The sequence below is a fragment of the Marinobacter sp. THAF197a genome (genome assembly GCF_009363275.1).
GTDB lineage: Bacteria > Pseudomonadota > Gammaproteobacteria > Pseudomonadales > Oleiphilaceae > Marinobacter.
The window spans coordinates 15,708-42,228 of record NZ_CP045324.1 but is presented as its reverse complement, the minus strand read 5'-3'; the positions used below and the strand labels follow the sequence as shown (position 1 = coordinate 42,228).

Genomic DNA, 26,521 nt, shown 5'->3' with positions numbered 1-26,521 from the left:
CATGGCTTACCAGCCCCTGCCATTCCGTGCCGTCGCTGCCAACGTGTTGCTGGCAGTGGAAAACGGCCAGTCATTGACCCAATGCCTGCCGCCAGCCCTGAACCAGTTACCCCCGGAACAAAGGCCGCAACTTCAAGCGATCTGCTACGGCACCTGCCGCTGGTTTCACCGGCTTGAGGGCGAGCTCAACCAGCGCCTGAAAAAGCCCCTGCGCAAACCGGACCGGGTTGTTCATCACCTGATGCTGGTCGCCCTGTTCCAGTTGCGGTTCAGTGAGCAGGCCACCTATGCCGTGCTGAACGAAACCGTGGAAGCCTGCCGGGCGCTGGACAAGCCCCACCTGACCGGTCTGGTCAACGGCGTGTTGCGGGCCGCGGAAAGGGAAGGGGCGCCGGAGCCGAAAGACGACAGCAGCCGCTACAGCCATCCGGTGTGGATGGTGGAAAAGCTGCGCCACAACTGGCCCGATAACTGGCAAGCCATTCTCGACGCCAACAACCAGCAGGCGCCCATGACGTTGCGGGTCAACGCCCTGCGCTTTACCCGCGATGAGTACCTGGAGCTGCTGGCAGAAGCCGGTATTGAGGCGAATCCCACCCGCTTCGCCCCCCACGGCATTCAGCTTGAACGCCCGGTGCCGGTAGAACGTCTGCCCTGGTTCGAAGACGGCGGTGCCAGTGTGCAGGACGAAGCCGCCCAGCTATGCACCACTCTGCTGGACCTGCAACCAGGCCAGCGTGTACTGGACGCCTGCGCAGCTCCCGGCGGCAAGACCTGCGCCATTCTGGAGGCCTGTGGCGAACTGGACGAAGTGATTGCCATCGACGAATCCGCCGAGCGCCTGCCCCGGGTACAGGAGAACCTGGACCGGCTCGACCTGCACGCCACCCTGACACAGGCCGACGCCGCCGACATTGACAGCTGGTGGGATGGCGCCCAATTTGATCGTATCCTGCTGGACGTGCCCTGCAGCGCCACCGGTGTGATTCGCCGGCACCCGGACATCAAGCTGCTGCGCCGGGAATCCGACATCGTGCCCCTGGCCAGCATTCAGCTTGGCCTGCTGGAGGCCATGTGGTCTATCCTGAAACCCGGCGGGCGGTTGGTATACGCTACCTGTTCGGTGTTTCCCCAGGAAAACCACCGTATAATCCAGCGGTTCCTGAAACAGCAGGACCAGGCCCGGCTGATAGAAATTGATGTCGACTGGGGTCAGGACATGAACACCGGGCGCCAGTTACTGCCAGTCCCGGACAGCCATGACGGCTTTTTCTACGCCGTGCTGGAGAAACCTGAACTATGAAAATCCTGATTCTCGGTGCGGGCCAGGTAGGCGGCACCCTGGCGGAAAACCTCGCCAATGAAGCCAACGACATTACGGTGATCGACAGCGATAGCGCCCGCCTACGTGAGCTTCAGGACCGGCTGGACATCCGCACCATGCACGGCCGTGCCTCCTACCCCACGGTGCTGCGCCAGGCCGGCGCGGAAGACGCCGACATGGTGATCGCTGTGACCAACAGCGACGAAACCAACATGGTGGCCTGCCAGGTGTCCAAGCTGCTGTACAAGACGCCCACCACCATCTGCCGGGTGCGGGCGAACGCCTATCTGGCCAAATCCGAGCTGTTCTACCGCCGGGATATGGACAAAGACCTGGACAGCCTCCGGGGCTTTCCCATCGACGTACTGATCAGCCCGGAACACCTGGTCACCAAACACATCACCCGGCTGATCGAGTACCCGGGCACCCTGCAGGTGCTCGAGTTCTCCAAGGGCCTGGTCAGGCTGGTGGCCATACGTGCTACCAAGGGTGGGCCACTGGTAGGCCATGAGTTGTCCTACCTGCGCACCCATATGCCCAAGATCGATACCCGGGTGGCCGCGATTTTCCGCAAAGACCGGGCCATCATGCCCCAGGGCGACACGGTTATCGAAGACGGCGACGAGGTGTTCTTTATTGCCGCCTCCGATCACATTCGCTCGGTGATGAGCGAGCTTCAACCCCTGTCCAAACCCTACAAACGCATCTTTATCTGCGGTGGCGGCAACATTGGTTACCGGCTGGCCAATACTCTGGAAAGCCGATACCAGGTGAAGATTCTTGAGCGGGACCACGACCGCTGTGTGATGTTGTCCGAACGTTTACGCAAAACCGTGGTGCTGGAAGGCAACGCCGCCGACAAGGACATCCTGCTGGAAGAGAACATCGAGAACACCGATGTGTTCTGCGCCGTCACCAACGACGACGAAGCCAACATCATGGCCTCTCTGCTGGCCAAGCGGCTGGGCGCCCGCAAGGTACTGACCCTGATCAACAACCCGGACTACGTGGACCTGATCCAGGGCGGCGATATTGATGTCGCCATCTCGCCCCAGCAGACCACCATCGGCAGCCTGCTCACCCACGTGCGCCGGGGCGATGTTGTGAACGTTCACTCACTGCGCCGGGGCGCTGCGGAAGCCATCGAAGCCATCGCCCACGGTGATCACCGGTCATCCAAAGTAGTGGGCAAGCGCCTGGACGAGATCAATCTGCCGCCGGGCACCACCATCGGCGCCATCGTTCGCCATAACGAAGTACTGATTGCCCACGACCATATTCGAGTGCAGCCCGATGACCACGTGATCCTGTTCCTGGTGGACAAAACCCGTATCCGGGACGTGGAAAAGCTGTTCCAGGTGGGCCTCACCTTCTTCTGATTGATCTCAAGCAAAACAACACCCTGGCTGGCACTTAGAAATGCAACGCCAGCCAGCGTATAATGCGCGTTTTCAAATTTCGGAGTGCCCCGGAAAGCGGGGCGCCACACACAGACTGACCAGCAGGCAAACGTCGTGACAGACAAGGCAACCAACAACTCCGCGCCGGATATCAAGACCTTCCAGGGTCTGATCCTGGCACTGCAGAATTTCTGGGCGCAGCACGGCTGCGTGGTTCTCCAGCCCCTCGACATGGAGGTGGGCGCCGGTACTTTCCACCCGGCCACCTTCCTGCGTTCCATCGGCCCGGAAACCTGGAACTCCGCCTACGTCCAGCCCAGCCGCCGCCCAACGGATGGCCGCTATGGCGAGAACCCGAACCGCCTGCAGCACTATTATCAGTTCCAGGTGGTTCTGAAGCCGTCGCCAGACAACATTCAGGAGCTGTACCTGGATTCCCTGCGCGCCCTGGGCCTGGACCCGCTGGTCCACGACATCCGCTTTGTCGAAGACAACTGGGAATCCCCCACACTGGGCGCCTGGGGCCTGGGCTGGGAAATCTGGCTGAACGGCATGGAAGTGACCCAGTTCACCTACTTCCAGCAAGTGGGCGGCCTGGAATGCTACCCGGTGACCGGCGAGCTGACCTACGGGCTTGAGCGTATCGCCATGTACATCCAGGGCGTCGACAGCGTGTACGACCTGGTGTGGACCAAGGGCCCGGACGGTGTGGTTACCTACGGCGACGTGTTTCATCAGCAGGAAGTGGAGATGTCCACTTACAACTTTGAGCACGCCGACACCGAGTTCCTGTTCCACAGTTTCGACGTCTACGAGCGGGAAAGCGCCCGCCTGATCGAAGCCGGGCTGCCACTGCCTGCCTACGAACAGGTTCTGAAAGCCTCTCACACCTTCAACCTGCTGGACGCCCGCCACGCTATTTCTGTGACCGAGCGCCAGCGTTTCATCCTGCGTGTACGCACCCTGGCACGCTCCGTTGCCCAGGCCTACTTCGAGAGCCGCCGCAAGCTGGGCTTCCCGCTGGCGCCCGAGCATCTTCGCAAGGAAGTGCTGGCCGCCGCCGAGGCTGCTGACGCCAAGGTCAATAAGAAGGGCAAGAAAGCCAACAAGGCACCGCAGGAACAGGGGAACGCATAATGGCCACACAGGATTTTCTGGTTGAATTGGGCACCGAAGAGCTGCCTCCGAAAGCCCTCAAACCGCTGTCTGACGCCTTCACCCAGGGCATTGTCAAAGGCCTGGAAGAGGCTGGCGTGGAATTTGGCAAGGTCGAAGCCTTCGCCGCCCCCCGTCGCCTGGCGGTGCGCATTCGCGACCTGGCCGATGCCCAGCCAGACAAGCCGGTAGAGAAGCGCGGCCCGGCGGTGAAAGCCGCCTTTGATGACTCCGGCAACCCGACCCGGGCCCTGACCGGCTTTGCCACCTCTCTTGGCATTACCCCGGACCAGCTCGACACTCTGGAGACCGACAAGGGCGCCTGGCTGGTGTACCGCACCGTGGAGCAGGGCAAAGCCACCGTTGAGCTGATGCCCGAGCTGGTGGAGAAATCCCTGGCGGCGCTGCCAATTCCCAAGCGCATGCGCTGGGGCGCCCACAAAACCGAATTCGTGCGCCCGGTACACTGGCTGATCCTGCTGTTCGGCAACAAAGTCATCGACACCCCGGTGATGAACCTGAAGCCCGGCAACAAAACCCGTGGCCACCGTTTCCATTGCCCGAAAGAGCTGATCGTGCCGACCCCGGCCGATTACGAAGTGGTACTGAAGCAGGAAGGCTACGTACTAGCCGACTTCGCCGAGCGCCGTGAACAGATTCGTCAGGGCGTTGCTCAACTGGCGGAGAAAGAAGCCAACGGCAAGGCGGTGATCGACGAAGACCTGCTGGATGAAGTCACTGCCCTGAACGAATGGCCGGTGCCGCTGATGGGCCGCTTCGAGGAACGCTTCCTGGACGTGCCCGCCGAGGCGCTGATCTCCTCCATGAAGGAGCACCAAAAGTACTTCCACGTGGTGGATGCCAACGACCAGATGCTGCCGCTGTTCATCACCGTGGCCAACCTGGAAAGCAAAGATCCGGCCCAGGTCATCTCCGGTAACGAGAAGGTGATTCGCCCGCGTCTGTCCGACGCTGCCTTCTTCTACGAAACCGATCGCAAGACCAAACTGGAAGACCGCATCGAGGCGCTCAAGCCCATCGTGTTCCAGGACAAACTCGGCAGCCTTTACGACAAATCCGTGCGGGTGTCTGCGCTGGCGAAGAAAATCGCCGACGCCATCAACAGCGATCCGGCCCTGGCCGAGCGCGCGGCCATGCTGGCCAAGACCGACCTGGTTACCGAAATGGTGCTGGAGTTCACCGATCTGCAGGGCATCATGGGCCAGTACTACGCCAGCAACGACGGCGAACACGCCGACGTGGCCAAGGCCCTGAACGAGCAGTACATGCCGCGCTTTGCCGGCGACGACCTGCCCACCACCCTGACCGGGTGCGCCGTGGCCATCGCCGACCGCATTGATTCCCTGGTGGGCCTGTTCGGCATCAACCAGCCGCCGTCCGGTACCCGTGATCCGTTTGCCCTGCGCCGGGCGTCATTGGGTGTGTTGCGCATCATCATCGAACGCCAGCTGCCCCTGGACCTGCAAACCGTGTGTGAATGGGCCGAGCAGAACTTCACCGTGCTGACCGAGCAGAACACCGCCAGCACCGTGGTGGACTACATGCTCGAGCGCTTCCGCGCCCACTACGACGAGCAGGGCATCGGCGCCGAAGTGTACCTGGCGGTGCACGCCCGCCGCCCAACCCGCCCGCTGGACTTCGACCGCCGGGTGAAGGCCGTAGAGGCTTTCCGCCAGCTGCCGGAAGCCCAGGCCCTGGCCGGCGCCAACAAGCGGGTGTCCAACATCCTGACCAAGCAGGGTGGCGACAGCATCGGCGAGACGGTGGATAACGCACTGCTTCAGGATGCCGCCGAGAAGACCCTGGCGGCCAAGGTTGAAGAACAGGCGCGGAAAGTACTGCCGCTGTTCGAGCAGGGTGACTACGCCAGCGCACTGACCTCCCTGGCCAGCCTGCGCGAGCCGGTAGACACCTTCTTTGACGACGTGATGGTGATGGCAGACGAAGAAGCCGTGCGCAACAACCGCCTGGCACTGCTCAACCGCCTGCGTAACCTGTTCCTGCGAGTGGCCGATATCTCCCTGCTGCCGACGGCCAGCTGAGGAACCGCTCCGCAGTTATACGGATAAATTTCCCCAGGGACGGGGGTAGTAAAACGGCCGGCAATCCGTATAATACCGGCGGTTGATCGGCGTGTAGCGCAGCTTGGTAGCGCACTTCGTTCGGGACGAAGGGGTCGGAGGTTCGAATCCTCTCACGCCGACCATTTTCCCTCCTGTTTTGTCTTTTCCTGTTTTAATTTGCCCGCACGGTTTCATTCCGGGTTCTTACACCCCAAGCCCAATGAATTTCTGTATCCTTAGTCAATCTGCTCATGATTAAAGGAGTATTTTGATGAATGAGGCGATCGCCCGGCTACGTCAGTTCCGGGATGACAGAGACTGGAAACAATTCCACAACCCGAAAGATCTATCCCTAGCCCTCAGTATCGAGGCTTCGGAACTGCTGGAGTTGTTCCTGTGGAAATCTCCCGAACAAGCCGATGCCAGCAAAGTGAAGGAAGAACTGGCTGACGTGATTGCCTATGCGCTGCTGCTGGCAGACAGCTATGAGCTGGACGTGGAACAGATTGTTCTCGACAAGATTGCCCTTAACGAAAAGAAGTACCCGGTCAGCAAAGCCCGGGGAACGGCGAAGAAGTACACCGAGCTATGAGCCAATCGCCGATGGTGGAGATTCAGCGCTACCCCTTCAGCCGGGACGCCCTGAACGACTTGCGCGATAATGCCTTTGCTGCGGGTAACTGGCCCCTGGTCTACGTGCTTAGCGACGAAAAGCACCGGCGCGCCTACATCGGCGAAACCACCGACACGATCACCCGCATGAGCACCCACCTCAAGCATGACGAAAAGCAGCTGCTGACCGCGGTTCACCTGATCACCAGCGAGTATTTCAACAAATCCGCCACCCTGGATGTGGAATCCCTGCTGATCAAGTACATGGCCGCCGATGGCAAGTACACCCTGCTGAACGGCAACCTGGGGCTGGCTGACCACAACTATTACCAGCGCGGCGCCCTGTATGAAGAGGTGTTCCGGGAAGTCTGGAACCGGTTGATTGCCAAGGGTGTTGTGACCCGCACCCTGGACCACCTTGATAACTCCGATGTCTTTAAATACTCCCCCTACAAATCCCTGTCCTTCGATCAGCGTCAGGGTTTGCTCACCATCATGCACGAGCTGCTCAATCCCGGTGTGAAGAACATCGTTGTCGAGGGAGGAGCCGGAACCGGCAAGTCGGTACTGGCCATCTTTCTGTTCAAGTTGCTCCATTCGCAAGCACACCAGATCAATCTCAGGGAATTCTCTGAAGAAGAAGCTGAGATCCATTCTCTGCTCTCGTCGCTCAAAGCCCTCATGCCCGAACCGACAATGGCGCTTGTAGTTCCGATGACCTCCTTCCGAACCACCCTCAAGAAGGCGTTCAGGCACGTTTCGGGACTCAGCCCTGATATGGTCATCAGCCCGTCAGAGCTCACCAAACAGCACTACGATATTGTGCTGGTGGACGAGTCCCACCGTTTGCGCAAGCGCAAGAACCTGGGTGCTTACTTCGGCAGTTTCGACAAGGCCTGCGCCGCGTTGGGCATGGACAAGCACAGCTGCAGCGAAGTGGACTGGGTGTGCCAGCAGGCGGATAAGGCGATCTTCTTCTACGACGAAGGCCAGTCCATCAAACCCTCCGATGCCGATGTTGAAGTGTTCCAGCGCCTGAAAGCTGCCAGCGGCTCGGTCACTCATCGCTTGCTGTCCCAGTTCCGGGTAAAGGCCGGGCAACCCTATGTCGAGTTTGTGGATAAGTTACTGAACGGCCGTGTTGATGACGGCGTGGTATTCACCGCCAGGAACTACGAGTTTGAGGTGTTCGACTCCCTCAAAGACCTGGTCCATACCATCAACGAAAAAGAGGAACGGGTCGGGCTGTCACGGCTGATCGCCGGTTATTCCTGGCCCTGGGCCTCGAAGAAGGACGATGAGGCTTACGATATCGTGATCGACGATGTTCAGCTACGCTGGAACAGCACCAATACCGACTGGATCAACAAGGAAGGATCACACCGGGAGGTTGGCTGCATTCACACCACTCAGGGCTATGACCTGAACTATGCCGGCATCATCTTCGGAGAGGAGATCCGGTATGACCCGGATAGCCAGTCCATCGTAATCGACAAGCGCAACTACCACGACCGCACCGGCGGCCAGGGCATCAAAGACCCGGCGGAACTGAAGCAATACATCATCAACATCTACCGCACCATCATGCTGCGCGGCATCCGTGGCACCTTTGTCTACGCCTGTGACGATGCGCTGCGGGAATATCTGAAACAGCATATTCCGGTTTATAGCGCTCACGTCGAAACGCCTGAAGCCACAAACGTGCTGGAGCTGGAACCTTATGTGAACGCCGTGCCGCTGTTCGATCTGCAAGCGGCTGCGGGGGATTTCGGAGCACTCATTGATGTCAGCTACATTGACCCTACCAGGCACCCAGACTGGGTCGGAGTTCCCGAAGGAGTGCGAGTGCGTAAAGGATTGTTCGCCTGCCGGGTGTTCGGCGAATCCATGAACCGGGTTATTCCCAATGGAGCCCTGTGTCTGTTTCGGACCGACCCTGGTGGTTCCCGAAACGGAAAGACGGTTCTGGTGGAGTGTATGGACAGCATTGATGCCGATTCAGAGTCATGCTACACGGTGAAGGTCTACGAAAGCTTTAAGACCGAGGACAAATACGGCTGGCGCCACACCCGTATTCAACTGAAACCGAACTCTTACGATGACAGTTTTCAAGCCCTTCTCCTGACAGATGAAGAAGCACTTCAATATCGGGTGGTTGGGGAGTTTGTTGGCGTTATTGATGGTTAATGGAAGCAAAAAGCCCCGGTGCAACTCTCCGAGGCTATAACACTGACCGGGATCCCCCACTCCGCTTGGCCTGGTTAAAGCAGGTCGACAACCCAGTCAAAAGCCAAACTTCGGAATATTCGCGATCAGGCAGCTACCGACGTCTCGCCGCCCAGGAACTGGGCCACAGCGCCGTCCGGGTTTTTCGCTTCAACGATCTCGCCGTCTGTCTCGAAGCCGCGGATACGCAGATTCTGCTCACGCATTCTGTTGCCGTTGACGCCTATGGCGATGGCAATACCCAGTGCGATGATGTTGGTCAGCAGGTTGGCCGCATCCAGGGGCATGATCAAACCCAGCAGGAACCCGATGCTAAAGCCGCCAGCTAGAATCAGGGCAGCCAGGCCCCACATTTTCTTGAAAAGAGCCCAGAATCCGCCAAAACAGAATCCCGGCCAGGACCACCCCTGTTTTACCGCTTCTTGTTGGCCAGAGGGGTGCGTGAAGATTTTGTACTGCTTCATATCCTTATCCTTTTAATGCCTTCCATGTTTGAAAACCAAGGCTTCAAGCAACCTTAGTCAGGCACTCCAAAGTGCCGGCGGAATATACAGTTGGCACTCCGCCTGAAACAACTCCAAAGCCCAACGCTGTGAGCGGCATCAAGAATTTGGCGCATCACGACTCACTGCTCCACCACAATCAACTCCCCAAGCTCAAACCCCTCCGCCGCAGCCCGGGCCTTGAACGCCTCCAGCACCTCCTCACTCACCTCCGGAGTGCGCGACATCAGCCACAGGTAATTCCGGTTGTAGCCGGTGATATAGGCCGTGGAGTAGTCGTCATCCAACTCGAACACTACGTAAGACGCGTAAAACGGCCCGAAGAACGACACTTTCAAATGGCCCACATCGCTGTCACCCACAAACTTTGCCCGGCCCTGGGCTTCTTTCCACTCGCCCTGTTCTGCGTTGTAGCCCCGGTTGATGACCTTGATGCTGCCGTCATCATTCAGGGTGTACTCAGCAGTTACCTGGCTCAAGCCCCGCTCGAAGGAATGGTCCAGCCGGGCGATTTCGTACCAGGTGCCCAGGTAGCGGTCCTGGTCGAAGCCGGTGACCGGTTCGATGCCTTTTGGCAATCCGGTGCAACCGGTCAGTAACAGGAGTAGGGTGGTCAGCAGAGCGAAGGGTTTCATCAGGCGCTGTCCTTAGTTCAGGGAGTTGCACAAACAACCATAACAAAGCGCCGGCGAAAACACTGCTGTGATTGCCTGAGCTCTGAACTGCGGAAAGCGACGTATACTGAACCTCAACCAACCACGGAGAACAGGCATGATCGGATACGTAACCATCGGTGTCAGTGACATGGGCAAGGCCAAGCAATTTTACAGCGATCTGCTGGGGGATCTGGGCGGCAAGGTGTTGCTGGATATGGAGCGCATTGCGTTCATTGGCGAGAGCATGGCCAAGCCCATGTTGGCGGTGTGCGTACCGTTCAACGGTGAGCCCAATCATCCGGGCAATGGCAATATGGTGGCCATCCCGGCGGGGTCCAAAGAAGCTGTGGATAAGTTCTATCACAAAGCCATTGAGCTGGGTGCAACCTGCGATGGGGAGCCTGGGCAACGTATTCCGGATATGTTCTACGGCGCCTATGTGCGGGACCCGGACGGTAACAAGCTGGCGTTCTTCGAGTTCGGCTAAGCATGCAAAAGGCCCCACATCGGGGCCTTTTTGTTGGTTACGGGGCTCAGTAAGCGCCGCGAATCAGATCAATCCCCGGCTTCAACACGTCCCGCCAGGCTTGCCGCAGCTCCGGCGTATACTCCGGGTCGTGTACCCGAACCGTCTTCAACAGTGCTTCTTCCCACAAACCGTACCACTCCGGCTGAATGTTGTAGTTGTGGCGGTTGTGGCTTTGGCCAAGGTCCTTCAATTTGCGGTCTGACATACCCCGGGCCACCAGGATGATCTGCATTACACCGTTGCGCAGCAGGTGGCGCTGGGCAGACATATCGGTATCGACAAACCGGTTGCGGATGGCGTCGGAACTGGACATGAAGAAGTCGTAGAAATCGACGAAGAATTCATCTTTCCGGCAGCAGCGGCCATAGCTCTGAAATACGAGATCCGTGGGAGTCATTTGCAATCTGTGTCCTTGATCAACGGTCGGATTGTCATTAAAGGCCACGCATTCTAAGCAAGCGAACAAGTTTTTCTATAGCGATATGTAACAACTGACGCCAACCGCGACAATTTGACGCTTCAAGGCTCCGAATTGCTGAACCACCACTTTGGTAACAGGTTGCGCACCTGCCCCTGCAGGAACCGGTCGTCAATCAGCCAGATCACGCCCCGGTCGTCCGGAGTGCGGATCACCCGGCCGGCGGCCTGGGCCACTTTCTGCAGGCCGGGGATCAGGTAGGTGTAGTTGTAGCCTTCACCAAAGCGTTGCTGCAGGCGGTCTTTGAGGATTTCGTGCCAGGCATCAAAGGGCGGCAGGCCCAGAGTAGCAACGAAGGCGCCGATCAACTGGTCACCGGGCAGGTCGATGCCTTCGCTGAATACGCCACCGAGTACCGCAAAGGCGACGCTGCCTTCGGGCTTCTGGAACTCTGCGAGAAACTGCCTGCGTTGGTCCGGGCTCATGCCGGGCTGTTGGGAGCGCTGGGGGATGTCCGGGGCCTGGTTCGCCAGCGTATCGCTCACTTCCTTGGCGTATTTGAAGCTGCTGAAGAATGCCAGGTAATGGCCCGGCCGCTCCCGGTATTGTTTGGCAATCAACTCGGCAATCGGCTGCAGGCTCGCCTCTCGGTGTACCTGCCGGGTGCTGATGCCTGGGGTGAACTCAACTTTGAGTTGCTCGGCACTGAACGGGCTGGGCAGGGAAGTGAAGCGGGCGTCTTCCGGCAGGCCAAGTAGATCCCGGTAATAAACGCCGGGGCTGAGGGTAGCGGAGAACAGCAACACCGAGTGGGCCGATTCGAAGCGTTCGGTGAGGAAATCCGCCGGGATCAGGTTCTGGATGGTCAGGCTGGCCCGGCCCCGGCCGCTGCGCTGAAATTCACACAGGGAATGGTCGCCGAAGCTGTCTGCCAGTTTCATAAAGGCCACGCTTTCGAACATCACCTCCTGCAGGGCCAGGTCCGGCGGGTTGTCAGCCAGGTAGTCGGTGATCACCGAGACCATGGCCTGCAATGCGCCCAGCAGTTGCGGCGGCAGTGTGGCCAGGAACACCGGTTGCGCCTGTTCGCCGTGGTCCCGGATCAGCGCCTGCCAGGCCCGGGCGGAGCGGTCCAGGGCCGCTTTGACTGGTTTCGGGGCGGTCTTTTTCAGCTTCAGTAAACGCTGCTGCTCCAACTGCACCGAATACATGCCCCGGGCCCGGTCCACCAAGTTGTGGGCTTCGTCCACCAGTACGCTAGCCCGCCAGCTATTCTGCCGAATCAGGCCGTGCAGCAGGGCCGACTGGTCGAACAGCCGGTTCACGTCGCCAATCACCAGGTCACTCCAACGGGCCATTTCCTGGGCCAGAAAATACGGGCAAATGTCGTGACCTGCGGCGATTTTCGCCAGATTATCCTGAGTTAACGGCTCTTTGCTTTGAGCAGCTTCGGCCCGGGCGTCGGGCAGGCGGTCGAAGAAGCCTTTTGCCAGGGGGCAGGACTCGCCGTGGCAGGCTTTGTCCGGGTGTTCGCAGGCGTCGTCTTTGGAAACCAGCTCCAGGGTGCGCAGGGGCCAGGGCTGCAGCTCATCCTGGGCGTCTCGCAACTTATCCACAGCATCCAGCGCCAGTTGCCGGGCGGTGTTGCGACAGGTGAGGTAGCACAGCCGGTCCTGCCGCGCCGCGGGCATCGCCATCAGGGCCGGGAACAAGGTGCCCAGGGTTTTGCCAAGGCCGGTAGGCGCCTCCAGCAGTAAGGTGCCGGCTTTCACTGAATTCTTGTACACCGTTTCCGCCAGACGTCGTTGCCGGGGGCGAAAGTCCGGGAAAGGAAAGGTGAGATTGGCCAGCAGGGCGTCGCGCTGCTCCCGGTGGTGTTCTTCCTGCTCGGCCCAGGCCTCGTAAAGGCCACACAGTGTTTCCAGTTCCTGCCAGAGCTCGTCCGCCTTGGCGGTTTCGGTGAGCACGGTTTCCTTGTCCCGGCCGGTGTCGTAATACACCAGCGCCAGTTCCACGCTTTTACGGTTTTCCTGCCGGCACAGCAGGGCACCATAGGCCCGCAACTGGGCCCGGTGCAGGGCGCGCTGGTGGGGGCGAATGCGGGACACATCACCCCGGTGGGTCTTGATTTCTTCCAGTCGGTTCTTGTGGGGGTGGTAGCCATCGGCCCGGCCGGACAGCTGCATCCCCATTACGTTGCCGGTAAGTGAATACTCGCTTTTATAGCCGTACCCGCGTTTTGCCTGGATCGCCTGATGGCCGGCAATGCCCTCCTCGGAACTTGGCGCCGGGGTATAGCGGAAGTCCAGGTCGCCGTGTCGGGCCGCGAATTCACACAGGGTGCGGACGGCGACTTTCACAGGCTTGCCTCATCATCCTGCCAACGCACATAACAGACGCTGGCCGGGATGCCCTGCCGGGCGAAGAACTGCAGCCAGCGCACCTGGTGGTCCTGCAATCGGTCGCCGGGGCCTTTCACTTCGATCATTTCATAGCGTTGTTCGGGGTCGTCAGCCTCCGGCACCAGCCGGATCAGGTCCGGAAAACCACTTCTGTGCTCCTTGATGTTGTTGAGCAGGCGACGGAACAGGGCATCCAGGTGCCCTGGGGGAATGCAGTGCAGGGCCAGCTCCAACAGCTCTTCATCGAGTACCGGCCAGAACACAAAGGGATTGGCGATGCCTTGCTTGGTCTGAAAGGCGTCGAGAATGTCCCGGCGATAGGCGCCGGTTTCCAGCAAACGGAAACGTTGCTCGAATGCCTGTTGGCGCCGAGCCACGAAATCGTCCCGGGTCAGGTCTGCCGGACCAATGTGGAAAGGATGGAAGAAAGCGCCGGGCAGGGGCTTGAAGATCACCGGCCAGCACAGAAGCCCGAACAGGGCGTTGATCAGGGTGTTCTCCACATAGAACACCGGCGCGTCATCGGAGCCCAAATGACGCAGGGCCGCCAGCTCCACGGTGCCGGTGTCTGGCTTGGGCAAGGTCAGGGTGAATTCCCTCAGGGTGGGGTTATCCACAGGCTCGGGCTTGTCCGCCCCCACCTTGGGCGCGAGCCGTTTCAGCAGGCGGGCCAGGCCCTGGGCTTCGGCATCACTTAACTCGGCCGTCTGCCATTGGCAAGCAATGGCCCAGGCTTGCTCAAAACGCTTCATCCGTTCCAGCAGCCGCAGCTGTTTCAGTCGCGCTTCCCGATGGCCGCTGTTCTCCCAGGCCTTCAGTGCCAGTTCCCGCTCGCCCTGACGCTCCGCCTGCCGGCCCAGCTCCAGCAACAACCGATCCCGTCGGCTGGTGAGCCAGGGGTTATCCACAGGGCCGGGTACCTCTGCCCAGACCTCTGTGGCTGGCTCACCCTGATCGAGCCGTTCTCGGCACTGATTCATTTGCAGATAACTATCCACTTCCGAGCGATGCTGAAAGGCGCGGGATTCCGGGGTAAAGGGCACCGGCTCGAACTGCTGCACGCCCAGTTCCACCAGCACAAAGTCCGTCCAGCTCTGGCGCAGGTTGCCGAAAAACATCAGACGAATGCGGTCGAACAGGGCCATGTCCTGGAGCTGGACCACTTCCGGGGCCTGTTCACCGACGGCCTCTGCCAGCCAGTGCCCCAGGGGCCTTGGTTCACCGAACGCCTCCGCCAGCAACTCCCGCATCTGAGCTTTTCCCAGCGTTTTCGGGTGGCCCTGTTGGTGCAGCCAACCGCCAAAGACAGGCCTTAGTTCAGCCAGGGTAAACAACCGGAACAAATCATCCAGGCTCAGCTCCGGCGAGTTATCCAGCCAGCCCTCCTGCACCAATAACTTGAGCGCTTCGGCCTCCGGTACCGGCAGTTCCGGATAATGCAGCTTGTCGGCCCGGAAAAGCTCACCGGTGCGCATCACCATGCGCGTGAGTAACGCTCTTGGTCCAGTCGCCAGTTTGGCAAACGTCGCCAGCCGGGTTTGCTCCCGTTCGGTCAACAAATCTGCGTGATGATCGGCCACCCAGGACACGATGGTGTCCATATTGCTGAGGTAATACAGGGGGTCTTCAAGGTTTGCTGTTTGCGGGCGCTGGCCCGTGAATTCTGTCGTCATAGGGCTGGAACTTTAATCCATGCACAAAAATTAATCATCACACGCCTTGCCAACCCCTCTAATGATAACTATTATCATTTGCATCAAGACAAGGAGGACGCCATGAAATTTCTCTGCCCGCGCCATCGCCAAATGTTTGCCCGACTCTCCATCAACGAACAGAACGATCTATGGCTGTTCTGGATGGAATACGCCTTCACGTTCTGCGAAACCGAGCAGACCGAGAAGATGATCGCCGCCACCGGCAGTGCCTTTGACCTGGCCTGCCTGGCCAGGGCGGACCACCCGGAATGCATGCACGTGGAACTCACGCTTTCCGCCATACTGGTGTGCCGTGCCCTGCGGGACCGTGGCGATCACCACGCCGCAGATTACGTGCTGTTCAGTGCCCTGGAAAGCCTGCAGTCTGCCAGGCCCTGCTACGGCAGCCCCAGCGGTGGCTGCAGCACCGATCAATGCATTGAGGTGCTGTTGGATACCTCCCGGCAAGCCAGCTTTTTTGCAGAATACCTGAACTGGCCCGCCTCGCCACTGGCACCTCGGGCACAACGTTCGGCAATGGTCGCTCACTAACGCTAAGGAGGGGTTATGGGAATGGTATTCAATATCCCGCAAACGTCCCGGACGAATCGGGCAGAACAAGTATCGTGGCTGGATTGGAAACCCGGTAGTCAGGTTTGTATCAGTATCGATGCCGACTGCCTGGCCAGACTGATGGCAAAAAAACAGCTGCACATTCAGGACTTTTCCTGCGCCGACGAGGCCTCAAAACAGATTGTCAGGGGCCTGCTACTGGATTGTCTGCGGGTACGCTGAGGCCTTCAGATACCCAGGTCCGCAGGCTGCAAGCGAACTCCGGCGATCTTCCAGGCTCCGTCCGTCATCTCCATGCGGTAATAGGCGTCCCAGCGTTTGCCCTCAGGGCCTTGCAGTCGAACCACCTGAATATCAAAGCCATCATGGGGCACCCGCTGGGCAAACTCGATGGCGGTGGCGCTGTGAACGGCGGGGTAGGCCTCGCGCACCATCGCCAGAAACCCTTCGGAGGTGCCGAATCGCCGTTTGATCCCTTCTGAGGCATACTCCCAGGCCTGTACCTCATCGTCATTAGCGAAAGCTTCAATCTGGCTGAGGATGGCATCCTGGATATCGGCATCCGCGTCGTCCGCCAGCGGCCTGGAAGACCAGGCCAGGGCAAACACCAATGCCATCGTAAGGGTCAGGATAACGCCGGTTTTGATGTTAACGATGTTAATCCCCATGACGACCACCCATTTTCTGTTCAACTTTTAATCAATACGCTACCACTGCGGCTGCGGATTGATCCATCACTGTTGCTGCTCACTAATTGACCTGCCAGACGCCCGGCGTCGTATTCCTTACTACGACAACAAAGACGATGGAGACTGCCATGCAGATGACCGAGCTTGAACTCAGATCCCACAAGCACGACACGATCGCTTCGCTGGAGCTTGTATCGATGGAGGGGCGATATTACATGGCCAGGTTCTATCTGGACGGCCAGGGCTATGTTTTGAGCGATCCATACGAAAAAGCGGTTCTGTTTACCGGTGCCGCCGCGGCAAGGGACTTTTTCCGGGATTTCCATGTGGAGCATGTGGAAATCATCCCACCAACCGGCACCGACGAGATGATCGGCATGCCGGACTGCCATGGCGAAACCATGAGGGTGCCGTTATAAGCGAGCAACTTCGGCCAACTGAGCTCCCTCACTGACCTCCCGACAACCTGCGACGCAGGTTGTCGTCCCCGCCATCTATAATTCCCTGCGTTCTGCCGTTACAGACTGTCCGCATCTGTGGTCACATACGGTAACCTGTACCCTCAGGATTGACTCGAACACCAGACAAGGAATCCCATGGCGGCTGCACCCACCATCGAACCCGGCTTTCACGCCATACACGCCAATCATCTGGAAGACCTGCGCCGGGCCGTGGTCTATATCTGTCGGCAGAACCCCATGCCGCCGCTGCAGAGCGAGACCTTCCTGGTACAGAGTAACGGTATCGCCCAGTGGCTGAAGCTGGCACTGGCGGAAAAGCGCACCGAGGATGGGGTGGAAGGCGGCCTGGGCATTGCCGCCGGCATGGATTTCCTGTTTCCCGCGCGGTTTATCTGGCAGGCCTACCGGGCGGTGTTGCCCGATGGCGAAGTGCCGGAGCAGTCGCCGTTCGACAAGCGCCGTCTGGTGTGGCGGCTGTACCGGTTGTTGCCGGAACTGGTGGGGGAAGATGAGGCCTTCACGCCACCGGCGCGGTTTCTGGATGGCAGCGACACCGACCTGCGCAACTTCCAGCTGGCCGAAAAAGTGGCAGACCTGTTCGATCAGTACCAGGTGTTCCGGGCCGACTGGCTGGCGGCCTGGGAGCAGGGCAAGGATGTGGTGATCACCGCCCGGGGCGAGGAGAAATCCCTGGATATGGAAACCCGCTGGCAGCCGTTGCTCTGGCGCGCGCTTGTGAAAGACACAGGCAGCGAGGCCCACACCAGCCGCTCGCAAATCCACACCCGCTTTATGGAGCAGGGCCAGCGCATTACCGAGCCGGCCAATCCCGCCCGCTTGCCCAGGCGCATCGTGGTGTTCGGGGTGTCGTCCCTGCCCCGCCAAGCATTGGAAGCCCTGTACGTACTGAGCCGGTTCAGCCAGGTGGTGCTGTGCGTTCACAACCCCTGCCAGTTCTACTGGGCCGACATCATCAGCGACCGGGAGCTGCTTAAAGCCGAACGCAAACGGGGCGCCGCGCACCCAGTATTGTCACAGATTGACGACCCGGACCAACTGCACCAGCATGCAAACCCTTTACTGGCGGCCTGGGGCAAGCAAGGCCGGGACTACATTCGCCTGCTGGATGAGTTCGACAACCCGGACGACTACCGCGCCAGCTTCCAGACCCCGGGGCAGAAAATCGACATCTTCACCGACCATGGCGATGTGGATAACCCCTGCTTGCTGCACCAGTTGCAGAACGATATCCACAACCTGACACCGCTGCAGGAAATCCGCCAGCAGCAACGCACGGTGGATCTGGCCCGTGACCATTCCGTAGTGTTCCACGACGCCCACGGCCCCCAGCGGGAAGTGGAAATCCTGCACGATCAGCTGCTGGCCGCCTTCAATGCCGACCCCACGCTTCGGCCCCGGGATGTGATCGTGATGGTGCCGGATATCAATGTGTATGCGCCCCATATCCAGGCGGTGTTCGGCCGCTATTCACCCGGCCGCAAGCGCCACATTCCGTTCACCATTTCCGACCAGGGCCAGCGCCACCACGAGCCGGTACTGATTGCCCTGGAAACCCTGATGTCGCTGCCCCGCAGCCGCTTCGGCGTGAGCGAGATCATCAGCCTGCTGGAAGTACCGGGCATCCGCGACCGCTTTGACATCAGTGAAGACGAGATTCCCCTGGCCCGGCGCTGGGTGGAAGGCGCCAACATCCGCTGGGGCCTGCACGGCACACACCGGGAAAGCCTGGACTTGCCAGCAGAGCTGGAACGCAACACCTGGCAGGCCGGGCTGCGTGCCATGTTGCTGGGTTATGGCATGGGCGATGACGAACCCTGGGGCGGGGTGGAACCCTATGGCGAAATCGGCGGCCTGCAAGCCAGCCTGGCCGGGCGCCTGGGCGAGTTCGTACACCAGCTGGAAACCCTGTGGCAGGCACTGCAGGCCACCCGCACGCCCGGTGAGTGGGAGGCCCTGTTCTCCGCCATGCTGGCGCAGTTTTTCCACAAGGTGGAAGGGCAAGACCTGTTATTACTGAACCGCTTCCGCCGCCAGCTGGAGCAGTGGCTGGACGATGCCCTGGCCGCCGGGCTAGACCAGCAAGCGCTGCCCCTGAACATCGTCAAGGATGTGCTGCTGCAGGGTCTGGACGAAGGCGGCCTGAACCAGCGCTTCCTGGCCGGCAAGGTGAACTTCGCCACCCTGATGCCCATGCGCGCCATTCCCTTTCGCAAGGTGTGTTTGCTGGGTATGAACGATGGCGACTACCCCCGCTCCCGGCCACCAGTGGATTTCGACCTGATGGCCCAGGATTACCGGCCCGGGGACCGTTCCCGCCGGGAAGACGACCGCTACCTGTTCCTGGAAGCCCTGCTGTCGGCCCGGGAACAGCTGTACATCAGCTGGGTGGGGCGCAGCATCAAGGACGACTCTGAACGGCCACCCTCGGTGCTCATCGGCCAGTTGCAGGATCACCTGGACAGCCTCTGGGCCGTGGCAGGCAAAACGGACAGCTCGGTTACTCAAGCCCTGACCACCCAGCACCCACTGCAACCCTTCAGCCGGGACTACTTCCCGAAAGCCAATGGCGTGGGCGAAGGCGACGAGGCCCAGCCCAAACCGCTGGCCGAGGTGTTGAAGGCCCGCGGCCTGTTCACCTACGAACGGGAGTGGCGCAGCGCCCATGCTGTGGATAACTCGGAGCAGGGCCGGGAAGCCCTGCCATACCAGGCTCCGGAAGAACCCATCAGTCTGAATGAACTGGCAAACTTCCTGAAAAAGCCCATCGACACCTTCTACCAGCGTCGGCTGCAGGTGCGCTTTGAAGAGGTGGAAGACGAGGACACCGACAACGAAAATTTCGATCTGAACGGCCTGGACCGCTGGCGCCTGGACAACGAGCTGATCCAGCAGGGTGTCGTCAAAGCCGCCAGCGAAGAAGAATTGCACGAACGGCTGCAAACCACCCTGGACCGCATGGCCCGGCGGGGCGACCTGGGAATGGGCGTCACCGAACATCGGCTGCGCACCGAGCTGGCCGGCCGGCTGCCAGACCTGTTCGAGCGCTATCGCAGTACCCTGGCCGAGTGGCCGGAAGCGGTGGCCGAACCCTTGCCGTTCGAGTTTCGGTATTCGGATAGCACCGGCGCGGTTGAGGTAGCGGATTTAATCGACAACCTGCGTTGCAACCCCGCAGGGCAGCTGTGCCGGCTGGTGATCGCCAGCTCCGGTCTGCTTACCGGTTCCGGCTACTCAAAAAAGGTCCGCTACGCCAACCTGCTGCGGGACTGGCTGATTCACCTGGCCGGCCAGCTCAGCGGCCAGCCGTTTGAAACCCTGATTCTGGGCAAAGAAGAAGGCCGCAAGTTCCACTTCCCGGTGATGGCTCCGGAGCAGGCACAACCGCATTTTGAAGCCATTCTGAGCCGCTGGATGGAAGCCACCACCCGGGCCCTGCCGATTCACTGTGAGGCCGGTTTCGCCTGGATTACCAGTTACTACGGCGGCAAGAAATTCGTCGGCGACCACGAACGGGCCATCAGTGAAGCAGAACAGGCCTACACCACGGCCCTGGACCGGGACACCGGCTACCTGCTGGGTGCCTTTGAAAGTCCCAAGGCACTGATGGCCAGTGGCGAGTTTGAGGCCCTGCTGCACCAGCTTTATGTGCCGCTGTGGGAAGCCGAGCAGGGCAAGTCGGCGGCGGAGCAGATCGGGAGCATGGAATGACTGACCAAATGACCAACCGAAACCCGAACCTGGACCCGCTGGCGCTGCCCCTGAACGGCAGCGCCCTGATCGAGGCCAGTGCCGGCACCGGCAAAACCTTCACCATCGCCATCCTATATGTGCGCCTGGTGCTGGGCCATGGCCAAAGTGTAGACAGCCCGCTGCAGAACCTGCTGCCGCCCAACCTGCTGGTGGTCACCTTTACCGACGCCGCCACCAAGGAGCTGCGAGACCGCATCCGCACCCGGCTGACCCAGGCCGCCGAGGTGTTTTCCGACACCGCTGACCACCTCGAACCCACCCCGGAAACCGCACTTATCCACAAGTTGCGGGATAACAGCTACCCGGACCCGGCTACCTGGCCCGACTGCCGCAAGAAACTGCTGCTGGCCGCCGAATGGATGGACGAAGCCGCGGTGTCCACCATTCACGGTTTCTGCAACCGTATGCTCAGCGAACACGCCTTCGACAGCGGCAGCCTGTTCAAGCTCACCCTGGAAACCGACCAGAGCGAACTGCTGGAGGACGTGGCCCGGGACTACTGGCGCACCTTTGTCTACCCGCTGCCACCAGCGCTGATGGACGAGGCCCTGAGCCACTGGAAAACCCCCACCGACCTGCGCAAGGCGGTGCGTAACCTGATTGACGACCCGGCCGCCCTGGGTACACCGCCAGAGAGTGTCCACCAGGCCATCAACCAGGTGGTCAGCGAGCGGCTGGCACGGGCCAGTGAACTGAAAGCCCACCCCTGGGGCCAGTGGCAGCAGGAAGTTACCGAACTGCTGAACGACCTAAACAAAAGCAAACGCCTGCACGGCGGCAGCAAGAACGCCATGCTCAAGGTGTGGGAGTTCCTGGTCACCTGGGCGGAATCCGACGAGCTGCTGCCGGAGAAGCTGGACAGCGCCGCCGGTTACAAGAACCAGACTCCCGAAGGCCTGGACAACATCCTGAAAGGGGACGACCCGGCACCCCAGCACCCGGCCTTTGAGGCTATCGACGCCTTGCTGGCCTTCGGCCAGAACCAGCCCAGCGCCAAGTCCGACATCCTGCGCCACGCCAGCCACTGGATTGCCGGGCGGCTGGAAGCGGAAAAGCAGCAGCGTTCGGAAATGGGCTTTGATGACCTGCTCACCCGACTGGACGACGCCCTGCACGGCCCCCGGGGTGACCAACTGGCCGCCACCATCCGCCGCCAGTTCCCGGTGGCGCTGATTGACGAGTTCCAGGACACCGACCCGGTGCAGTACCGTATCTTCAACCGGATTTACGCGGTGCAGGACAACAGCGCCAACACCTGCCTGTTGATGATCGGCGATCCAAAACAGGCCATCTACGGCTTCCGGGGCGCTGATATCCACACCTACCTGCAGGCCCGACTAGGAGTGCAGGCCCGCACTTACACCCTGGGCACCAACTTCCGCTCCGCTGAGACCATGGTCAGCGCCGTCAACCGGGTGTTCGAGTACAGCGACCAACACAGTCCGAAAGGAGCCTTCCTGTTCGGCAAGGGCGACAGCACCCCGCTGCCATTCCAGGGCGTAAAGGCCAACGGCACCAAGCGGCTGTGGGCCGTGAACGGAGAGGTTCAACCCAGCCTGGCGTTCTGGACCCTCGAATCCGATGAAACCGACAAGGACGGCAACCCCAAAGGCCTTGCCAAGGGCACCGCCACCGCCGAGGTGGCCGAAACCTGCGCCAGTGAAATTGCCCGGCTGCTGACCCTGGGCCAGGCCAAGCAGGCGGGCTTTGTGCTGGCGGATAACCCGACTGACCTCGAGCCGGTGGAGCCCAAAGACATCGCCGTGCTGGTGAACAACCGCAACGAAGCGGCTGCGGTGCGGGACGCCCTTGGCCGCCGACGCATCAAGAGCGTGTACCTGTCCGACCGGGATTCGGTGCTGACCTCCCGGGAAGCCAAAGAGGTGCTGTGCTGGCTGCGGGCCTTCGCCGAGCCCCGGCAACTGGCCTTTATCCGCACAGCGCTGGCCACACCCACCCTGGGCCAGAGCTGGCAAGCGCTCGACCTGCTGCTGACCGAAGAACTGGTGCTGGAACGGGAAATCGAGCGCTTTCAGGGTTACCAGCAGCAATGGCAAAGCCAGGGCGTACTGCCCATGCTGCGCAGCTTTTTGATGGACTTCGAAGTGCCGGGCCGCCTGCTGCAGCGCCCGGATGGTGAGCGAAGACTGACAGACATCCTCCACATTGCCGAACTGCTGCAGCAGGACAGCCTGCAACTGGACGGCGAGCACGCGTTGGTGCACCACTTCACCCAGATTCTGCGGGCCGCGGATGAAGAGGACGAACACCGCACCCTGCGCCTGGAAAGCGATGCCGGGCTGGTGAAGGTGATTACCGTGCACAAATCCAAGGGCTTGGAATACCCGCTGGTGTTCCTGCCCTTTGGCACCGCGTTCCGAGCGGAGAGCCCGAAACAGGCGTACGTTCGCTACCACGACGACACCCGCAAGCTGGTGACCGTGTTCGACCCGACCCCGGAAGACATCGAAAAAGCCGACCAGGAGCGACTGGGCGAAGATATCCGCAAACTCTACGTGGCCCTGACCCGGGCCCGGTTTGCCACCTGGGTGGGCGCCGCAGCTGTGGATAACTGGCACCAGAGTGGCCTGGGCTATGCCATGGCCGGAACACCGGAGCAGCCCATCAGCGAGGCCCTGGCCCCGCTGGCGCTAGGCCGCCCTGAAATCCAGATTACCCCGCTGCCGGAAGCCGAAAGCACGATATTCACCGAAACCGCCCCGGAAGCCCTGGGGCCGGCGCTGATCTCCAGCCGGGAGGCGAAAGAGGACTGGTGGATTGCCAGTTACTCCACCATCGAATACACCGGCATGGCCGGCACCGGCATTACCTTCACCGGCGAGGTGGAAGATGCCCAAACCCAGAACCTGCTGGAAGAAAGTGCCCAGGACGACACCGATGAGGCACCCGCCGTGCCCGCGGCGCGCAACCACCACCATTTCCCCAAAGGCGCCGGCCCCGGCACCTTCCTGCACGAATTGCTGGAGTGGTGCACGGCCCAAGGCTTCCAGCGGGTTGTGGATAACCCCGAGCTGCTGCATGAGCAACTGGCCCGCCGCTGCGGTACCCGGGGCTGGGGCGACTGGGTGGAACCTTTGCAACAGTGGCTGCTGGCGCTGATCCAGAAGCCTCTGAAGCTGGATCGCGACGGCCGAGAAAGCGCCAGCCTGGCGCAACTGGGCAGCCTGCGCCCAGAACTTGAGTTCTGGTTTGAAAGCCGCAACGTCAGCATCCAGACACTGGACAAGCTGGTCACCGACCACACCCTGAACGGCGCCGACCGGCCCCGGGCCGAGGCCAACCGCTTCAACGGCATGCTCAAGGGCTTTATCGACCTGGTGTTCGAACACAAGGGGCAGTATTACGTGCTGGACTACAAATCCAATACCCTGGGCGAGGACGACGCCGCCTACACCGACCAGGCCATGGGCGAGGCTATCCTGGCCAAGCGTTACGACCTGCAATACGTCCTCTACCTGCTGGCCCTGCACCGGCTGCTGAAAGCCCGGCTGCCCGGCTATGACTACGACCAGCACATCGGCGGCGCGGTGTACCTGTTCCTGCGCGGGGTGAATTCCACCACGGGCGGAGCCTTTACCGACAAGCCCCCCAGAATGCTGATCGAACAACTCGACGCCCTGTTCGATGGCGAGCCGGTCGCCGGGGAGGTGGCCGCATGAGCCGTACCCGCCACACTGAAAACCAGTTTGCCCTGGATCTGGGCGACGACGCGCCGGTAAACCAGGCGGCGACGGAATCACGGGAGGCTGTGGATAACTCACACCTATTGGCTAACCTTGACGAAACCGAGGCCCTGCTACTGCAATGGCAACAGGCCGGCTGGATTCGCCCGCTGGATACCGGCTTTGCCCGGCTGATCCGGGAGCTCAGCGAAGAGCAGGGCGACAGCCCGCACCCCCTGGTGCTACTTCTGGCGGCACTGACCTCCCACCAGGTGGGCCGGGGCCACGTGTGTATCGACCTGGCCAGGTTGCTGGATGATGCTGGCCATACCCTGGCGCTGCCGCCGGAAGAACCGGCCAACACCGGGCTATCCGAAGCCGAGGTGGCCGACCTGCAAGGGCTTTATCCACAGGACCTGCTGGCGCGGGTTCAACTGGCTGATTGCCTGGCGGCCCTGCAGGATTCCCTCGCCGTAAGCGAAGGTTCGGTACCGGCCCCGCTGGTGCTGAACGGCACCCGGCTGTATCTGCGCCGGTTCTGGCGCTATGAACAGCGCATTGCCGACGGCATCCAGCAACGGCTGACGTTGCCCTCACCCCTGGCGGACCCGCAATCATCGGCGGCGAAAACCCTGTCCCAGGCCCTGGATAAGCTGTTCCGGTCCACCGAACCGGTGGATTACCAGAAACTGGCCTGCGCCCTGGCCGCCCGTAACCGCTTTGCAGTGATCACCGGCGGCCCGGGCACCGGCAAAACCACCACGGTAGTGAATCTTCTGGCGGCCCTGCAGGCCGTGGCCGGGGAAGGCCCGGAACGGGCAGGGCGCAAGTACCGCATTCGCCTGGCCGCACCCACCGGCAAGGCCGCCGCCCGCCTGAACGAATCTATTGGCGGCGCAGTCAGCAAATTGCCACTGGCAGACCTGCCCGGCTCCGTGCAACTGGACGACATCCCCATCAAGGTCACCACCCTGCACCGGTTGCTGGGCAGCCGGTCCGACACCCGCCAGTTCCGCCATAATCGGGACAATCCGCTGCTGGTGGATATCCTGGTGATCGACGAAGCCTCCATGGTGGATGTCGACCTGATGGCCTCGGTATTCGACGCCCTGCCCGCCAACGCCCAGCTGATCCTGCTGGGCGACAAAGACCAGCTGGCCTCGGTGGATGCCGGTGCCGTGCTGGGCGAATTGTGCCAGCGAGCCTTCGACGCCCACTACACCCCGGAAACCGCCAGCTGGCTGGCCGCCATCACCGGCGCCCAGGTACCGGCCAGCCTTGTAGATAACTCGGGGCAGGCACTGGACCAGGCCGTGGCCATGCTGCGCAAGAGCTACCGCTTCGGGCAGGACAGCGGTATCCGCCAGCTGGCAGAAGCCGTCAACACCAGCGCGCTCACCAGCCAAGTACTGGGGCAGATCCGAGGTGCCGAGTTTGAGGATGTCATCTGGCTGAACGGCCACACTCCGAAACCCGATCCGGAACAGACCCTGGAGCTGATTTGCCACCACGCCATCACTGGCACTCCGGAGAGTTTCCGCAACGCCGGGCAGGGGCGGGTGGTGAATGACAAAGCGCTGCCACCGCCAGTGGGCTATCGCCATTACCTGGAAGTTATCCACAACTCCGGTTTAACCGCAGACAGTCCCCGGGAAGCCTGGGATGCCCACGCCTCAAACGTGCTGGAAGCCTTCAACGACTTCCAGGTTCTGTGTGCCCTGCGCAGGGGCCCGTGGGGTGTCGAAGGCTTAAACCAGCAAATCGCCCAAAAGCTGCTGGCTGAAAAACTGATCGACAAAACCGAAGGCTGGTATGCCGGCCGGCCGGTACTGGTCACCGGCAACGACTACAATCTGGGCCTGATGAACGGGGATATCGGCATCACCTTTAGTGTGCCTTGGGATAAGACCGAAACCGGCGAGCCAAAACAGACCCTTCGGGTAGCCTTCCCCAATGGTGACAGCACCGGCGGCATCCGCTGGATTTCCCCAAGCCGTCTACAGCAACTGGAAACCGTTTACGCCATGACGGTGCATAAGTCCCAGGGTTCGGAGTTCAACCACACCTGCCTGGTACTACCAGATCGCCTGAGCCCGGTGCTCACCAAGGAGCTGGTGTATACCGGCATCACCCGGGCCAAGAACTGGTTTAGTCTGATTACCGGTGATGCGCAGGTATTCAAAGACAGTGTGGGGCAACAGGTGGTGCGGGCCTCGGGTCTGGCTCTTCGGTTAACGGAGTAAGGGTCCCGGAGTTCAGCGGGGGAGGCCTTTCCAAAACACGCTGTGAATACATCCCTGTACGCTCTGCTCCGCCATCCCTGGCTCCGCAAGGTTTTGGA

The 26,521-nt window shown here is 60.8% G+C and carries 19 protein-coding genes and 1 tRNA gene; 14 read left to right on the top strand and 6 right to left on the bottom strand.

The features are described from left to right. Position 1: 1 nt before the first annotated feature. The 7 genes from rsmB (at position 2) to FIV08_RS00120 (ending at position 8,762) form a co-directional block, all read left to right on the top strand. A complete protein-coding gene (gene rsmB, locus FIV08_RS00150) occupies positions 2-1,303 on the top strand; it encodes a 16S rRNA (cytosine(967)-C(5))-methyltransferase RsmB (protein ID WP_152436949.1) in 1,302 nt (433 codons plus the stop codon). Continuing rightward, positions 1,300-2,703, top strand: a complete 1,404-nt coding sequence (gene trkA, locus FIV08_RS00145; RefSeq protein ID WP_061331400.1) for a Trk system potassium transporter TrkA — start codon at positions 1,300-1,302, stop codon at positions 2,701-2,703. The genes rsmB and trkA overlap by 4 nt, the downstream gene beginning before the upstream one ends. A gap of 135 nt (positions 2,704-2,838) precedes the next feature. Next, positions 2,839-3,861 carry a glycine--tRNA ligase subunit alpha gene (glyQ, locus tag FIV08_RS00140; protein WP_152436948.1) on the top strand — a complete coding sequence of 341 codons (1,023 nt, stop codon included), beginning with the start codon at positions 2,839-2,841 and terminating at the stop codon, positions 3,859-3,861. Continuing rightward, positions 3,861-5,942, top strand: coding sequence for a glycine--tRNA ligase subunit beta (gene glyS, locus FIV08_RS00135; protein ID WP_152436947.1), 2,082 nt, complete (start codon positions 3,861-3,863; stop codon positions 5,940-5,942). Before glyQ ends, glyS begins: the two co-directional genes overlap by 1 nt. Before the next feature lie 87 nt (positions 5,943-6,029). After that, positions 6,030-6,106: transfer RNA gene (locus FIV08_RS00130), tRNA-Pro, on the top strand. A 128-nt stretch (positions 6,107-6,234) separates the two neighbouring features. Further along, positions 6,235-6,555, top strand: coding sequence for a nucleotide pyrophosphohydrolase (locus FIV08_RS00125; RefSeq protein WP_152436946.1), 321 nt, complete (start codon positions 6,235-6,237; stop codon positions 6,553-6,555). After that, entirely contained in the window at positions 6,552-8,762 is a 2,211-nt protein-coding gene (locus FIV08_RS00120; protein WP_152436945.1) for a DNA/RNA helicase domain-containing protein, read from the top strand. Before FIV08_RS00125 ends, FIV08_RS00120 begins: the two co-directional genes overlap by 4 nt. Before the next feature lie 125 nt (positions 8,763-8,887). Here the strand turns inward: FIV08_RS00120 and FIV08_RS00115 are convergent, their stop codons facing one another. After that, on the bottom strand, positions 8,888-9,265 hold the full coding sequence (locus FIV08_RS00115; protein WP_152436944.1) for a DUF2628 domain-containing protein: 378 nt from the start codon (positions 9,263-9,265) through the stop codon (positions 8,888-8,890). A gap of 161 nt (positions 9,266-9,426) precedes the next feature. After that, positions 9,427-9,939 (bottom strand): lipocalin family protein, encoded by a 513-nt coding sequence (locus tag FIV08_RS00110; RefSeq protein ID WP_152436943.1) that lies wholly within the window; start codon positions 9,937-9,939, stop codon positions 9,427-9,429. A gap of 136 nt (positions 9,940-10,075) precedes the next feature. Between FIV08_RS00110 and FIV08_RS00105 the strand changes: the two genes are divergently transcribed. After that, a complete protein-coding gene (locus tag FIV08_RS00105; protein WP_058093060.1) occupies positions 10,076-10,447 on the top strand; it encodes a VOC family protein in 372 nt (123 codons plus the stop codon). 46 nt (positions 10,448-10,493) lie between these two features. Here the strand turns inward: FIV08_RS00105 and FIV08_RS00100 are convergent, their stop codons facing one another. The 3 genes from FIV08_RS00100 to FIV08_RS00090 form a co-directional block, all read right to left on the bottom strand. After that, on the bottom strand, positions 10,494-10,886 hold the full coding sequence (locus tag FIV08_RS00100) for a globin domain-containing protein (protein ID WP_152436942.1): 393 nt from the start codon (positions 10,884-10,886) through the stop codon (positions 10,494-10,496). 122 nt (positions 10,887-11,008) lie between these two features. After that, complete coding sequence (locus FIV08_RS00095) at positions 11,009-13,267, bottom strand: ATP-dependent DNA helicase (RefSeq protein WP_152436941.1); 2,259 nt, start codon at positions 13,265-13,267, stop codon at positions 11,009-11,011. Further along, positions 13,264-14,982 carry a VRR-NUC domain-containing protein gene (locus FIV08_RS00090; protein WP_152436940.1) on the bottom strand — a complete coding sequence of 573 codons (1,719 nt, stop codon included), beginning with the start codon at positions 14,980-14,982 and terminating at the stop codon, positions 13,264-13,266. The genes FIV08_RS00095 and FIV08_RS00090 overlap by 4 nt, the downstream gene beginning before the upstream one ends. A 102-nt stretch (positions 14,983-15,084) precedes the next feature. Between FIV08_RS00090 and FIV08_RS00085 the strand changes: the two genes are divergently transcribed. Continuing rightward, a complete protein-coding gene (locus tag FIV08_RS00085; protein ID WP_152436939.1) occupies positions 15,085-15,555 on the top strand; it encodes a hypothetical protein in 471 nt (156 codons plus the stop codon). Positions 15,556-15,570: 15 nt separating this feature from the next. Then, a complete protein-coding gene (locus FIV08_RS00080; protein ID WP_152436938.1) occupies positions 15,571-15,798 on the top strand; it encodes a hypothetical protein in 228 nt (75 codons plus the stop codon). A 5-nt stretch (positions 15,799-15,803) separates the two neighbouring features. Here the strand turns inward: FIV08_RS00080 and FIV08_RS00075 are convergent, their stop codons facing one another. Continuing rightward, positions 15,804-16,244: a DUF4864 domain-containing protein gene (locus FIV08_RS00075; protein WP_152436937.1), complete on the bottom strand. Its 441-nt coding sequence runs from the start codon at positions 16,242-16,244 to the stop codon at positions 15,804-15,806. A gap of 149 nt (positions 16,245-16,393) precedes the next feature. Here FIV08_RS00075 and FIV08_RS00070 point away from each other — a divergent pair, with 149 nt between their 5' ends. From FIV08_RS00070 to recD, 4 genes are all read left to right on the top strand, one after another. Further along, on the top strand, positions 16,394-16,684 hold the full coding sequence (locus tag FIV08_RS00070; protein WP_058090937.1) for a DUF6482 family protein: 291 nt from the start codon (positions 16,394-16,396) through the stop codon (positions 16,682-16,684). Positions 16,685-16,861: 177 nt separating this feature from the next. Beyond that, positions 16,862-20,455: an exodeoxyribonuclease V subunit gamma gene (gene recC, locus FIV08_RS00065; protein ID WP_152436936.1), complete on the top strand. Its 3,594-nt coding sequence runs from the start codon at positions 16,862-16,864 to the stop codon at positions 20,453-20,455. Then, on the top strand, positions 20,452-24,177 hold the full coding sequence (gene recB, locus FIV08_RS00060) for an exodeoxyribonuclease V subunit beta (protein WP_152436935.1): 3,726 nt from the start codon (positions 20,452-20,454) through the stop codon (positions 24,175-24,177). The genes recC and recB overlap by 4 nt, the downstream gene beginning before the upstream one ends. Then, a complete protein-coding gene (recD, locus tag FIV08_RS00055; RefSeq protein WP_152436934.1) occupies positions 24,174-26,423 on the top strand; it encodes an exodeoxyribonuclease V subunit alpha in 2,250 nt (749 codons plus the stop codon). Before recB ends, recD begins: the two co-directional genes overlap by 4 nt. Positions 26,424-26,521: the final 98 nt, after the last annotated feature.